At 45.5% G+C, this 13,841-nt stretch carries 13 protein-coding genes; all 13 read right to left on the bottom strand.

Annotation, left to right across the window (positions count from 1 at the left end; genetic code table 11):
* Nucleotides 1–21: 21 nt before the first annotated feature.
* Nucleotides 22–987, bottom strand: coding sequence for a YybS family protein (locus M3221_RS09060; RefSeq protein WP_251271166.1), 966 nt, complete (start codon nt 985–987; stop codon nt 22–24).
* Nucleotides 988–1,077: 90 nt separating this feature from the next.
* A complete protein-coding gene (locus M3221_RS09055; RefSeq protein WP_251271163.1) occupies nt 1,078–3,057 on the bottom strand; it encodes a methyl-accepting chemotaxis protein in 1,980 nt (659 codons plus the stop codon).
* A gap of 119 nt (nt 3,058–3,176) precedes the next feature.
* On the bottom strand, nt 3,177–5,177 hold the full coding sequence (locus M3221_RS09050; protein WP_251271161.1) for a methyl-accepting chemotaxis protein: 2,001 nt from the start codon (nt 5,175–5,177) through the stop codon (nt 3,177–3,179).
* A 185-nt stretch (nt 5,178–5,362) separates the two neighbouring features.
* Complete coding sequence (rpsR, locus tag M3221_RS09045) at nt 5,363–5,599, bottom strand: 30S ribosomal protein S18 (protein WP_046176393.1); 237 nt, start codon at nt 5,597–5,599, stop codon at nt 5,363–5,365.
* Between the two features lie 22 nt (nt 5,600–5,621).
* Complete coding sequence (gene ssb / locus M3221_RS09040; RefSeq protein WP_251271159.1) at nt 5,622–6,158, bottom strand: single-stranded DNA-binding protein; 537 nt, start codon at nt 6,156–6,158, stop codon at nt 5,622–5,624.
* A gap of 76 nt (nt 6,159–6,234) precedes the next feature.
* Nucleotides 6,235–6,528 (bottom strand): 30S ribosomal protein S6, encoded by a 294-nt coding sequence (gene rpsF / locus M3221_RS09035; protein WP_242232491.1) that lies wholly within the window; start codon nt 6,526–6,528, stop codon nt 6,235–6,237.
* A 211-nt stretch (nt 6,529–6,739) separates the two neighbouring features.
* Nucleotides 6,740–7,486, bottom strand: coding sequence for an ABC transporter permease (locus tag M3221_RS09030; RefSeq protein WP_251271158.1), 747 nt, complete (start codon nt 7,484–7,486; stop codon nt 6,740–6,742).
* A 145-nt stretch (nt 7,487–7,631) separates the two neighbouring features.
* The gene (gene ychF, locus M3221_RS09025) at nt 7,632–8,732 is read right to left on the bottom strand and encodes a redox-regulated ATPase YchF (RefSeq protein ID WP_251271157.1); all 1,101 of its coding nucleotides are present in this window, start codon (nt 8,730–8,732) and stop codon (nt 7,632–7,634) included.
* 181 nt (nt 8,733–8,913) lie between these two features.
* Nucleotides 8,914–9,111 (bottom strand): DUF951 domain-containing protein, encoded by a 198-nt coding sequence (locus tag M3221_RS09020; RefSeq protein WP_242232488.1) that lies wholly within the window; start codon nt 9,109–9,111, stop codon nt 8,914–8,916.
* On the bottom strand, nt 9,112–10,035 hold the full coding sequence (locus M3221_RS09015) for a mechanosensitive ion channel family protein (RefSeq protein WP_242232487.1): 924 nt from the start codon (nt 10,033–10,035) through the stop codon (nt 9,112–9,114).
* Nucleotides 10,036–10,113: 78 nt separating this feature from the next.
* The gene (locus M3221_RS09010) at nt 10,114–11,091 is read right to left on the bottom strand and encodes an ABC transporter permease (protein ID WP_251271155.1); all 978 of its coding nucleotides are present in this window, start codon (nt 11,089–11,091) and stop codon (nt 10,114–10,116) included.
* 1 nt (nt 11,092) lies between these two features.
* Nucleotides 11,093–12,592 (bottom strand): sugar ABC transporter ATP-binding protein, encoded by a 1,500-nt coding sequence (locus M3221_RS09005; protein ID WP_251271153.1) that lies wholly within the window; start codon nt 12,590–12,592, stop codon nt 11,093–11,095.
* 69 nt (nt 12,593–12,661) lie between these two features.
* Entirely contained in the window at nt 12,662–13,762 is a 1,101-nt protein-coding gene (locus M3221_RS09000; RefSeq protein WP_251271151.1) for a sugar ABC transporter substrate-binding protein, read from the bottom strand.
* Between the last annotated feature and the right edge of the window lie 79 nt (nt 13,763–13,841).

Raw genomic sequence — 13,841 nt, 5'->3', positions numbered from 1 at the left:
GAGCTAATTTTAAAAAGCATCTTACCGCTTTTTTTGCATCCGTTGTCTTAAGTCGAACCCTAAATCAATTATACCTAATAATCGGATAAGATAAAGAAGCGGAATTAGAGGAATTGATAAAAGGGCCGCTAAAACCGGGATGGCTTTTGGCCATTTTTTGCTGTGGGCAAAGAAAAAAACAAAAGACAAACCTTGTATATATAAGCATGCCTGCAAAATAAACAGCACGTTCACATAAATATCATACCAGCTTGTACCGGGCTCCGGCTGAACAAAAATAGCTCCTGCCATTAAAAGGAGATAATACCAAAGGATTGTCCGGGGCAGACGTACTGTCCGGAATGGCTGAAGCGGTTTTATTTTGACGCCGAGCCGTTTGGCAATCGGGTAATTCACCGTTCTTAAAAGCAGCACCGTAAGAAAAGCCAGCGCTGTGAGAATCGCCGGTAAAATAGCGTTCATATAGTCAATCAGCGTATTGATTTCCTCGCCTGTGTAAGGCACATCCTGTCCGAGCACGCGGCTTGTTTCGGCTGCTGACTCCTTAAAGGCTTTACTGAATTCGTCTGCAAACGAAACATCAAAAAGCCACATGGCTGCCGCATACTGCACAATCAAATTTAATAAAAATACGAGACTTCCGCCCATATAAACAATCCAGCCATCTGACTGTCTGCGGATGAGTGCCCCCATCATCAAGCCGGTTGTTCCGTACATAATCGCCAGAGGCACAGAGATTACGCTTCCTATAATAAAGGACAGCGCTACCGCACAAGCAAGCAGCCCAAAAGCCGGCCCGGCCGGATATTTAGCACTGTATATCAAAAAAGGAAGCAGTAAAAAAAGCGCGCCGACAATAGAGATAATCGGTACGTAGACGGAGACCGCCAGTAGAATCGCAAAGATGGCCAGCATCATTGCTCCTTCTGTTATGACTTTTGTTCTTTCCACTTTAACACTCCGTTCATTTACCAAGCATTTCGGCATTCTCCCCCCTTATTCTACATTCCTTTAGTCCCCCATTCAACTTTAAAACAAAAAAGTCCGAACAAAAGATCGGACTTTTTCACTTATTTTTCATATTTGAAATTGGCGTATTGCTTGAATCAATTCTTCATTAAGTAAAGACAGCTGTTCGGAAGCCGCCGCTACGCCCTCAATGGCCAACAGCTGCGTCCGCGTTCTTTCCTGGGCTTCTTCACAGGAAAGAGCCGAAACTTTGGCTTCTTCCGCCAGCTGGCCGGCCGTGTACACAACTGTATCTTTTTCCTGATCGGCTGTATGAATCCCTTTGACCATTTCGGCAATCGCTGCCTTCATTTTCTGTACAACTTCTTCCTGATGAATAAATACTCCTTCGGTTTCCTGCACCGCTTCTGTTTGTGCAGTAATAAATCCGCCTGCTTCCGTTACCGTCTGGATCGCCTGAACGGACCCTTCCTGCACCGCCGCAATTTTTTTATGTATCTCACCGGCCGCCTTGCCCGACTGCTCAGCAAGCTTTCTCACTTCCTGGGCAACCACTGCGAAGCCTTTGCCATGGCTGCCTGCCCGCGCTGCTTCAATCGATGCATTGAGCGCCAGCAGGTTTGTCTGAGCGGATATCCCTTCAATCACATGCACAATGTCTTCAATCCGTTTAATGTCCTCTGCCAGTGTGCTAATAGACTTCATCGCCGCGTCCATTCTTTCAGCGGAAGCACCCATAGATTCTGCCATCACCGACACATGCCTTGCTCCTGTTTCAGCTGCCTGGGCTGCCGTGCCAGCAAGCTGGGTCATGGCATCTGCTTCACCCGATATGGAGCTGATTAACGTACCCAGCTCCCGTGAACGATCCGCCGCTTTTTGCGAGCCGTTTGCGGATCTTTCCGTTCCATGAGTTAATTCATCCAGCGCAGACGCTGCTGCTGTTCCGGATTCATTGATTTCCTGTACGGCGATATTTAAGTTCTCAATGGATTCCCTTACATTTTTCGCTGCATCTTCTGTCACCCCGACAATGCTGCGCATTTTCACGACCATTTCATTAAAATTGCGGCTTAGTTCCGCTGTTTCGTCCCTTCCTGAAACATAAACGTGTGTTTGCAAGTTGCCTTCTGCCACTTGTTTCACAGAGGCTTTCAATGTTTGAAGCGGCTTTGTAATGTTTGATGTCAGCCAAAACACAACAAGCATCACAACCACAAGTGCCGGCAGCGCCGTAAGGGCCAGAATTTTTTTCATTTCGTCTGAAACGCTGAACAAATGGCTCTTTTCGTAGACCGCCCCGATTTTCCAGCCGGTCTGTGCAGCTGTATCGTAAACAATCAGCTGGTTTTCTTTTTCTAAAATGCCGCTTTTTTCACCAGCTAACATCGCTCCCATCAGCGCATCTTTTGATACATCTTTGCCTTTTTGAGATGGGTGAACAAGTGCCCTTCCTTGCTCGGATAGGACAACCGGGTACCCTTCGTATCCGACGTTCAGCTTGTTCATTCGATTGGTCATGCTCGTTAAGTCAATATCAACCCCAATGACGCCGAGCACCTCTGAGCCGCTCATAATGGCTTTGGAGACTGTAATAACATCGTCCCCTGTTTCGCTTTGATACGGTTCACTCCACACCGGCTGTCCGCTTTCGGCTGCCTGCTTATAGGAGAGCTCCTCTAACGGGTTAAAATCTTTTGGAAGCGATGTGGCAGGTGCCATTTTAAAAGTGCCGGCTGCTGATGTATAGTAAACGCTTAGTGTTTCTTTATAAATATCGGTGTACCGGTTAAACACAGCCTGCAGCTCCCTGTCTGCTTTGCCAGCCGGCTGTTTATCCGACTGCGCCAGCTGGGCATATTCGAGTACTTGTGCGCTTTCAGATAAAAGCAGAATACTTTCTTCGTACTTTTGCAAAAAGGCATCCGCAGAATTGTTTAATTCTTTTACAAACTCTTTTGTTTGGGCGGCTGCATTTTTTTCAATCCGCTGTTCTGTTTTTAATCCAGTAAAAAAAATAACAAAAGCAAAGGCACTGATCAGAATAATCGCAATGGGAAGCATAAATTTCATTCGAATTGATTTCATTTCACTACACCTTTCTTCCTATTTCCGCCCCCCATTATAGTTTTATAGTCCTAACACAGTATTAAGGTAATGTAAAAAATTTATTAAAAAAAGGACGCCGGTACTAGCCGGCATCCTTTTTATAGTTTAAATTGATCTACAATTCCTTTTAATTCCGCACTTAACTCCATCAGCTGCTCAGAGGAATCTGTCACGGTCCGAACCGCTCTTAATTGCTCTTCGGCCGAAGCACTGACTTCTTCACTTGCAGCGGCAGACTGCTGGCTGGCCGCGGCAATACCGGTCATCGTATGGATCACTTCATCCTTTATGACTCCTACTTCTTTGATTTCCCCATTGATTGTGGCAATGGACGAATCAATCGTACTGACAAGAGACGAAAGCTGGTGGAAAACCTTGCTTGTTTCTTCTACCGCTTCCGTTTGCTCATCGAAATTGCTGCGTGTTTTTTTCATTTGCTCAACGGCTGTACGAGAGCCTGATTGAATGTCGAGAATCGTTCGTCTTACTTCATCTGCTGCTTCGCTGGACTGCTCTGCCAGCTTGCGGACTTCTTCTGCAACCACAGCAAATCCTTTGCCGTGCTCGCCGGCTCTTGCCGCTTCAATCGATGCATTAAGCGCCAGCAGATTCGTCTGGGCGGAAATGTCAGTAATGGCTCCAATCACAGCCTCGATCGAGTTCATTTTCGATTCCAGCTCTTCAATCACCATTTGCATACCGGAAATGTATGTTTTCGTTTCATTGTTTGAAGCGCGAAGCTGTTCAATTTGCCCGGCTCCTTTTTGGTTTGCCTGCTCAGCCTGGGAAGCGGCGTGCGCCATGTCTCCTGCCTGGCCGGTAATCACATCGATTTGGCTGCCTAAGCTGTTTGAGCGCTCAGTTGCCTCAGCAGAATCTTCTGCCGAACGGGAAACTCCCAAGGTAATTTCATTGATCGCATGGGTCATTTGTTCGCTGGACGCACTTGTTTCTTCCGATACGGCACTTAAGCTTTCAGCAGATGCTTTTACATCCTGTACCGAGTCATTCACTTTTTGCAAAATGTTTCGCATGTTGGCGGTCATTTTATTAAATGCTTCGGACAGCTGTCCTACTTCATCCCTCGTTGTGACCGGCACCTGCACCGTCAAGTCACCTTCAGCAATTTGAGAAGCAGATCGTTCCAAATAGCGGAGCGGATTCACGATTTTTGAGATCACAAACAGCATTACGGCACTGATCAACAAAAGCAGCGCAATGCCGGTCCAAAGCAGAGACTTACCAATAGATTGAGACAAACCGAGTAAGTCAGCCTGGTTATAAACGGCTGCTGTCGTCCAGTTCACACCGGGCACATTGTTAAATACGATAATACGGTTTTCCCCGTCCAGCTGATAGTACTTTCTGCCGGATGGAGAGGAACCATCGATAATGCTTTTAATAACCGGAATCTTTGTTAAATCTTCTCCCTGTCTATCCGGATGGACAATGCCCATGCCTGCTGTTGAAAACACAACGGGGTAGCCTTGATAGCCAAGATCTGTTTGTTTGACCCGTTCTGTTAGGACGGTTAAATCAATATCAGCACCTATGACACCAAGGAACCGGTCATTATCGTCATAAAGGGCTCTCGACACCGTTACGACAGAAGAACCGGTGGCCTGGTCTTCATACGGCTCGCTCCAAACCGCTGCTTTTTTATTTTCAGCTTGTGTATACCATTCTCTCTCCCGGGGATCGAAATCTGCAGGAAGCTCAATTACCGGGGAAATAATGGTCGTTCCATCTGCTGAACCAAAATAAACACTCGACACATCCTGATACGTATCCAAGTAATTGGTAAAAAGAGTTTCTATTGACTGGCGGTTCGCCTTGTCTTGGGCTAATTCATTTTTTGCGTAAGATTGAATCGTATCGTCGAAAACAAGCAGATCAATACTTTTCTCATGTTGGTCCAAAAATGACTTTACCGTACCTGACAAACTTTCTACTGTACCCTCACTTTGATCGATCACGCTTTTTTCCACACTGTTTTCTGTTTGCCAGCTAATAAATATAATAATAAAAGCAAACGCCAAAACAAGCGCTGCAATAATAGGAATAAGCAGTTTCGTGCGAATAGATTTGATGCCTTTCAACTGTGTACCTCCTTTTGTAGTAAAAATACCCTATGCTTATTTTACCTATTAATGAATAAATATCTAGCCTTTTCTTTTATTTCATTAAAAATTTAATATTTTCTTCCTATTTAATCCATATATTTACATACAAAAAAGCACAGTCCTGAATGATCAGAACTGTGCTTTTTCTTATATAAAAGATCTTATCTTTCCTCTCCAACGAATGGAAGAAGTGCTACCTGACGCGCACGTTTGATTGCAATTGTCAAACGGCGTTGGTATTTAGCACTTGTACCTGTTACACGGCGTGGAAGAATTTTTCCACGTTCAGATACGAACTTTTTAAGCAAATCAACATCTTTATAGTCGATATGTGTAATACCGTTAGATGTGAAATAGCAAACCTTTTTACGCTTACGTCCACCTCTGCGTCCTGCCATGAGTTTCCCCTCCTTGCTTGAATTAGAATGGAAGATCGTCGTCTGAAATATCGATCGGCTGTCCGTTATCTGCAAACGGATCTTCATTCATTTTAGAATAACCGGCATTGTTATTGCCGCGCTGTTGATTCTGCTGTGGCTGACCAAATGGAAAGTCCTGATTGCTTTGCTGGCCGCCATAACCGCCACCTTGCTGCTGGGGAGCATTGCCATACTGCTGGCCGCCTCCACCACCTCCGGATTTTGGTTCGAGAAATTGGACACTGTCTGCCTGGACTTCTGTCACGTATACACGCTTTCCATCCTGGCCTTCATAACTACGTGTTTGAATGCGACCTTCTACGCCGGCAAGGCTTCCTTTTTTGAGGAAATTTGCCACGTTTTCAGCCGGACGACGCCAAATCACGCAATTAATAAAATCCGCTTCCCGGTCGCCTTGCTGATTTGTGTACGCGCGGTTCACCGCGAGCGTAAACGTTGCAACAGCTGCACCAGCTGGCGTATAGCGAAGTTCAGGATCTTTCGTTAAACGGCCCACTAAAACCACTCGGTTTATCATCAGAATCAACTCCTTTTCTTTTAAAATGTTTCAGCTTGAAACATGATGAAAAAGATGTATATTTAGTGCGTTTCAATTACTTTGCTTCTTCTTTAACAATGATATGACGGATAATGTCATCGCTGATTTTCGCAAGACGGTCAAATTCATTTACTGCAGCTGCATCTTCAGCGTTAGCATGAATAAGTTGGTAGAAACCTTCGCGGAAATCGTTGATTTCATACGCTAAACGGCGTTTACCCCATTCTTTTGAATCGATGATTTCAGCACCGTTTGAAGTAAGGATGTTGTCAAAACGCTCAACTAGCGCTTTTTTCGCCTCATCTTCAATGTTCGGGCGGATAATGTACATGAATTCGTACTTTCTCATCTTCGTTCACCTCCTCGTGGACTATGCGGCTGTCGCCTTCCCTTTACGGGCTCGACAGCAAGGAGCAAATTTTCATTACTCACAAGTTGAAATTATAACATGAATCTCTCAACAGCGCAATATTTTTCGCAATACAATAAAACAAAAAGGGACTTATGGCGATTCAGGTGATACTCCCTTATTATAGAACATATGTTTGAAATGTGCAAGTTTAAAACATTCTTTGCTTGAAAAAAGCGGGGTATGCAAGAAAAGAAACAATCATAGCCGTAATCGCCGTGTTGCCAAATGTGGTTAAGGCAATGACAAGCTGATACTTCACAGCGACAACAGGGGAAGCACCGGCGATAATGGCTCCTGTCATCATACCTGGAAGCTGCACAAGGCCGATGGTTTTCATTCCTTCCATGCTCGGAATCAAAGCGGCTTTGACTGTTGCCTCAATCAATTCCTGTGATGCCTGGCGGCGCGTAGCACCCAGCGCCAGCTTTCCCATAATCAATTCTTTTGTCGAATCAAATTCCCGCTTCAGCCTGTCAAACACGAGACTGACAGCCACCATAGAACTGCCGATAATCATGCCGCTCATTGGCAGAATGTACTGGGCTTCAAAATCTACAATATCAAATGTTACCCAGATTACAGCAGAAGCCGCTTCCGCTGCTACTAGCGCAGCGAAGGCAATCCAGAGGGAACGTTCAAAGGCATCCCCCCGCTTGGCGGATGTCCGAGAAGCAATGACAATCATAATAAAAATAATAAATAAAAACAAAACCGGGTTTTCAATCGAGAAAACAAATGTAATGATATACCCGATCACCGTCAGCTGAACAAAAGCCCGAACCGAGGCCGTCATCATTTCTTTTGAAATACCAAGTTTTTGTTTGTACGAAAGCCAAAACGGAATAAGCATAAATAAAAAAGCGGCCAGCAGGGCTGCATAACTGATATCTTTCAATCCAAACACCTCCTACAAAAAAACTCCACCGGTTTATCTGGTGGAGTCATTGTACTTGTCTAGCTGCAGATGTTTTAGGCCCGCGGGATGATAAGCCTGGCTGGCTTTTACATGCCGCTCCGGCCAAACGCTTTTTGCTTTTCGCTTAAACGTTAAAACGGAAGTGAACAACATCTCCGTCTTTCATGACGTATTCTTTTCCTTCAAGACGGACTTTGCCGGCTTCTTTCGCTGCGGTCATCGAGCCGTTCTCAACAAGGTCATCGTACGAAACCGTCTCAGCACGGATAAAGCCCCGCTCAAAGTCTGAATGGATAATGCCGGCACACTGTGGTGCTTTCATGCCTTTACGGAACGTCCAGGCGCGTACTTCCTGCACGCCCGCTGTAAAGTACGTTGCAAGTCCTAAAAGCGAGTACGCAGCTGTGATCAATTGATCCAGGCCGGATTGTTCAATGCCAAGCTCTTCAAGGAACATGGCTTTTTCATCATCATCAAGCTCGGCGATTTCTTCTTCTACCTTCGCGCTGATCACAATGACTTCCGAGCCTTCACCAGCCGCGTATTCACGCACTTTTTGCACATGCTCATTGCCTGATGGGTCCGCGATTTCTTCCTCGCTCACATTGGCCACATACAACATTGGTTTAGCTGTTAACAAGTGAAGCTGCTTGACGATTTTTTGCTGCTCTTCAGTGAATTCCACAGAACGGGTAGGCTTGTCAGACTCAAGCGCTTCTTTCACCAAGACAAGCACGTCATGCTCGGCAACAGCGTCTTTATCTTTTTGCTTAGCAAGCTTTGCCACGCGCGTAAGACGTTTGTCCACCGATTCAAGATCTGCCAAAATAAGCTCAAGGTTAATAACCTCAATATCATCAATCGGGTCTACTTTTCCAGATACGTGCGTGATGTTTTCATCATCAAAGCAGCGTACGACCTGACAGATCGCGTCTACTTCACGGATGTGGGACAAAAACTTGTTTCCTAAACCTTCACCTTTGCTGGCACCTTTTACGATCCCGGCGATATCCGTAAATTCAAATGCCGTTGGAATGGTTTTTTTTGGTGTTACCATTTCCGTTAGTTTCGCCAGACGCTCATCCGGTACTTCTACGATGCCGACATTCGGATCAATTGTACAGAATGGATAGTTGGCTGATTCGGCACCTGCTTTTGTAATTGCGTTAAACAAAGTCGATTTTCCCACGTTTGGAAGACCGACGATTCCTGCTGTTAATGCCATATAATTGGTTCACTCCTTGTTTTCTGTAAACACGTACATAGTATTCTAAACCTTTCCCCATTATATGGACTAAGGCGGAAAAAGGCAACGTAAGAAAAGCGCAAGCCCAAGGTCAGGACGAAATACCAGGGGAAACAGCTTCTATTTTAAAACGTCTTTTTGCTCCAAAAGAAAGAGCGGCTTACTCGCCGCTCTCGGTTACTACTTTTTTCATTTTTTTCGCAAATTCACGCCGCGGCAGCATGACACTGTGTCCGCATCCTTCACACTTGATTCGAATATCCATGCCAAGACGAATGATTTTCCAGCGGTTTGTTCCGCAAGGATGGGCTTTTTTCATTTCTACCACATCGTGCAACGCAAACTGTTTCTCTTCCATTTATGCCGTTCCCCCGCTTTTCGCCTGTTTTGAGCCTGCTTGTGCTTCCTGCTCCGTTCTTGAGTACATCACCATGCGCGGATATGGAATTTCAATTCCGTTCGCATCCAGACATTCCTTGATGTCTTTGCGCATCATTCGAGCCACATACCAGTGATTCATCGGCGTTGTTTCCGCTGTAATCCGAAGAGTCACATCTGACGGTCCCAGCATTTGAATGCCGAGTAGCTTCGGTGTATCGACAATTTCAGGATACTTGTCTTTTAATGTCTCAAGAAGCTCGTTAATCACCTTCTCAGCTTTTTCCACATTTTCCTCATAGGCAATACTGATGTCAACGACAGCCACACTGTTATGAAGAGAGAAATTCGTGACTTCTATAATGCTGCCGTTTGGCAAGATATGAATTTCACCCGTCCATACTTTCAACTTTGTTGTGCGCAGGCCAATTTCCTCGACTGTTCCTTCAAACTGGCCGATTCGGACAAAATCTCCTACTGAAAACTGGTCTTCAAAAATGATAAAAAAGCCCGTAATCACGTCTTTTACCAAGCTTTGAGCGCCAAAACCAATCGCAAGCCCGAGCACCCCGGCTCCAGCGATGAGTCCTTTTACATCAAAGGTTAGAACCCCAAGTATATTCACAAGCGCAATAAAGTACACCACATACGCCAGCACATTTTCAATCAATTTGAGCAATGTGTTTTCCCGACGCTCAGAAAACGTCAATGGTGCTTTTGAGCGAAGAGCAAAAAAATTGCGGATGGCGATTTTCCCAACTTTTACAATAAACCACGCCACCAGAATCGTCAGGGTAATTTTAATAGCGCCTTCTCCGAACGCAAGCCACGTTTCTTCATTGGTAAACTTTCTCCACAACGATTCGAGGGCGCGCTGATAGGTTGATAATGATTGATCGTCCAAAAAAAGCCCTCCTTCTGCTGGTTTACATAAGTCGTTTCCATTTTAACAGGAGAAAACACTTTTTCACAGAAAATTGAATTATGCGTGTGTCCGCTTATAGTAAGTGAGCGCCAGGGCAAAAGCAAGAACAGACCCTTTTACAATATCCATCGCATAATAAGGGACAGACATCATCACAAGCCCATTTTGCAAAATACCGATTAACACCGCACCAACAAAGGTGCCGAGCGCGTTCGGCTTGCCGGCACCGAGAACGGATAATCCAATAAACGCAGCGGCTACCGCATCCATTAAGTAAGGGCCGCCTGCGTTAATTTCAGCCGTCATCACGCGGGAAGCTAATACAATACCGCCAAGCGCGGCTAAAAGTGCTGACAAAATATAAGCGGCTACTTTGTATTTGTTCACAGGAATGCCGGACAAGCGGGCAGCTTCTTGATTGCCGCCGATCATATACATAAACCGGCCGTGCTTTGTCAGTGAAAGAAATCCTTGAACAGCTAAAACGACTACGACCATGATGACGATAATCCAGGGAAGCTGTCCAAGCTTGGCAAAAACAGGGCTGATCACACCTTCTGCATAAGATCCATCAGCCATGACCATGTTTTCAGAAATGGTTGCTCCTTTTGTATATGTTAAAGCGACGCCTTGAATGATAAACATCATCGCCAATGTAGCCAGCATATCTGGAATTTTCAGTTTAACGATCATAATAGAGTTTAATATACCGATGAGCACAGCGCCGAGAAGGGCTGCCAGCAGCGCTACCACAAAGCTCTGCGAAAACCAGACAAACATAGAGATCACCACAGCACTTGCCAGGGAAGCGGATGAGCCGACCGATAAATCAAATCCATTTATCGAAAGTGACACTGTAACCCCTACAGCAATAATCGTGACAATGGAAATCGAGCGTAAAATGTTCAAAACATTGTCGCTGCTTATAAAAGCAGGATTTAGGGCGGTAAAAACAGCAATTAACACAATAATGGTTAAGATCGTGCCATATTTATAAAAAAAATCAAACAACTGAAACGGTTTTTTCTGAGACACTTTATTTTCCTCCTGTTGAATAATACATAACTTCTTCTTCTGTCGTAAGCGCGGTTTCTTTTTCCATCACAGCCTGTCCGTCGTAAATCACATACATCCGGTCTGTCATACCAAATATTTCAGGCAGTTCACTTGATGCGTATAAAATGCCTTTTCCGCGTGCGGCAAGCTCGGCGATTAAGTCAAAAATTTCCCGCTTCGCCCCGACATCAATGCCTTTTGTCGGCTCGTCAAAGATATACACATCCGCTTCGGCAAGCAGCCATTTTCCAATCGCAATTTTTTGCTGGTTTCCGCCTGACAGATGGCGGACCTTCGTTTCAGGAGACGGTGTCCGCACATCCAGCCGCTCGATAACAGAAACAGCCGTTTCTTTTTCTTTTTTAAAATCAATCCAGGCACCCGCTCTCAGCATCGACTTCAGCGTGGTGACGGTGATGTTTGAGCGTACGGATTCTGACACAAATACACCTTCACGGCGCCGTTCCTCCGGCACAAGTACAAGGCCGCTGAGGACTGCATCGTAAGGCGAACGAAGCGATACCGGCTTTCCTTTTACTTGAATGTTTCCCGCTTCCACTTTGGATTCCCCAAACAGCGCTTTGCATATTTCCGATTTGCCGGCACCGACAAGCCCCGTTAAACCGACCACTTCCCCGGCGTGAACGGTTATATTTACACCGTTTACACCGGCTGCTGAAAGGCTGGATGCTTGAAGCAGTACCATTCCTTTTTCAGATTTACGGACTGGAAACTGCTCGTCCATTTTTCGGCCCAGCATGCTTTCGACTACTTCATTTTGCGTCGTGTCTGCTATGCGTTTTTTTGAAACAAGCTCCCCGTTGCGCATAATCGTAATATCGTCGCAGATCTCAAACAATTCCGGAAGGCGGTGTGAAATAAAAATGATGCTTACATCCTCTTGCTTCAGCTGCCGCACAATCCGGAATAATTCATCAGTTTCTGCCTGGCTGAGCGGAGCGGTCGGCTCATCTAAAATTAAAAAGCGGCAGTCATTTGAAATGGCCCTTGCAATCAGCACCATCTGCTTTTCTGCCAGTGTCAGCTCACTTACCTGCTTTGTTGGAGAAAGAGAAAGGTTCATTCTTTCCAGCAGCGCAGCGGACTTTTCCCGGAGCTTCCTCCAGTGAATCCATCCGCTTTCCCCTTTGCCGTTTACAAGCTGATCCATCATAATATTTTCACCAACGGTTAAATGAGGAATAAGTGCTGTATCTACTTCCTGATAAACCATTTGAATACCATACTTTTTTGCATCAGCCGGCTGACGGACATGAATAAGCTCTCCGTTGATCGACAGCTCTCCTTCATAATGGCCGTAGGCACCGGATAAAATTTTCATAAGCGTTGATTTCCCGGCTCCGTTTGCGCCGATTAATGCGTGAACCTGCCCTGTCTGCGCCCCAAAATCCACTCTGTTCAGCGCTTTTACACCGGGAAAGGAAATCGAAATATTTTTCATATCAAGTGTTGTAGTCATCTTGTATCCTCCTTTCGGCGACAGAAAAGGAGGAAATCTCTTTAAAAGAGATTTCCTCGGGTTCTGTTCTTATTTTGCATAATGTTCTTTTAACGTTTTCATCCAGTCTTCTGTGAATTCATCCGACTGTCCCCAGCCTTCCACAACATCGGACAGGCTTTCCATGTTCACTGCGCCATCAGCGGATTGAAGCTGCTCTTTTGAAATAAGCGATGGCTCAAGCGCATATTCCTGTGGTGTTTCTTCACCAGCGATCTTTTTCGCCAGAATACGCATATCGATTGAACCAATTAGTGCCGGGTCTACGGCAGCTGTGTACTGCCAAGGGCTTTTTGGATCTTGAATTTCCTGCAAATCTGCATTGGAAACGTCAATACCGTAAATCTTTACATCATCCCGTCCTGCTTCTTGCACGGCGCGCGCGGCACCGATAGCGAAAGCATCCCATGTTGCAAAAATAGCATCGAGTTTGCCTTCTGGATATTTTTTCAGCATGGCCTGCACGGCATTTTGTGTTTGAACCGTTGTATCAGCAGCGGCTACACCGAAACGGTCCACTTCCTTGATACCTGGGTTTTCACTTAGCTTTTGCTCGTATACCGCATTGCGGCGTACCATTGGCGGGAACCCGTCCACCCATAAATAAGCAATGTTTGCCTTGCCCTTTGTATCTTTAATCAATTGGTCAAGAGCCAGTGTTGCCAGTGCTTCGTCATCCTGGGATGTCAGGGTCACGCCTTTCACATTTTTTAGTTCCTCATTGGAATCAAATGTAACGACGCTTTTTCCTGCTTCCACAAGCTTTTTCACTTCGCTGACTGTTGCTGCATCATCGCCGTGTGAAATAATAAAGCCGTCGTAATCCTGTGTGAGCCCTTGATTAATCGCATCATGGAATTTAGCAGAGTCACCGTTAGCGGTGAATGTGTCTACTTGAAACCCAAGCGATTCGCCTTCTTTTTGTGCGCCCGCTAAAAACTGGGCCGTATGGTCATCACCGCCAATTTTGCGGATTACTTTAATTTTAACCGGATCTTCTCCGTTTACCTGCTCGGGTACGTTTTCAACAGGTGTATGGCTTCCGCCTGATGAAGCATTTTCGCCGCCGCAGCCTGCTAGAAAAAGTGAAAGTGCTACAGCCGAAAGGCCTAATGTTTGTTTTAACTTCATTGAATCCGCACAGACTATCCTGTGCTGCCCCCCTTCCATTTCAATAACCTTATAATTCTTATGTAATAACTAGGATTAT

The organism is Domibacillus indicus, from assembly GCF_023715895.1.
Lineage (GTDB): Bacteria > Bacillota > Bacilli > Bacillales > Domibacillaceae > Domibacillus > Domibacillus indicus_A.
Note: the sequence above shows the minus strand (reverse complement) of the source record. Positions and strands in the feature narration are given on the sequence as shown.

Coding starts and splice junctions, on each gene's coding strand:
- rpsF (WP_242232491.1), bottom strand. CDS start 6,528: ATGAGAAAGTACGAATTCATGTACATTATCCGCCCGAACATTGAAGAT.
- M3221_RS09020 (WP_242232488.1), bottom strand. CDS start 9,111: ATGGAAGAGAAACAGTTTGCGTTGCACGATGTGGTAGAAATGAAAAAA.
- ssb (WP_251271159.1), bottom strand. CDS start 6,158: ATGATAAACCGAGTGGTTTTAGTGGGCCGTTTAACGAAAGATCCTGAA.
- M3221_RS09000 (WP_251271151.1), bottom strand. CDS start 13,762: ATGAAGTTAAAACAAACATTAGGCCTTTCGGCTGTAGCACTTTCACTT.
- M3221_RS09005 (WP_251271153.1), bottom strand. CDS start 12,592: ATGACTACAACACTTGATATGAAAAATATTTCGATTTCCTTTCCCGGT.
- M3221_RS09060 (WP_251271166.1), bottom strand. CDS start 987: ATGCCGAAATGCTTGGTAAATGAACGGAGTGTTAAAGTGGAAAGAACA.
- ychF (WP_251271157.1), bottom strand. CDS start 8,732: ATGGCATTAACAGCAGGAATCGTCGGTCTTCCAAACGTGGGAAAATCG.
- rpsR (WP_046176393.1), bottom strand. CDS start 5,599: ATGGCAGGACGCAGAGGTGGACGTAAGCGTAAAAAGGTTTGCTATTTC.
- M3221_RS09055 (WP_251271163.1), bottom strand. CDS start 3,057: ATGAAATCAATTCGAATGAAATTTATGCTTCCCATTGCGATTATTCTG.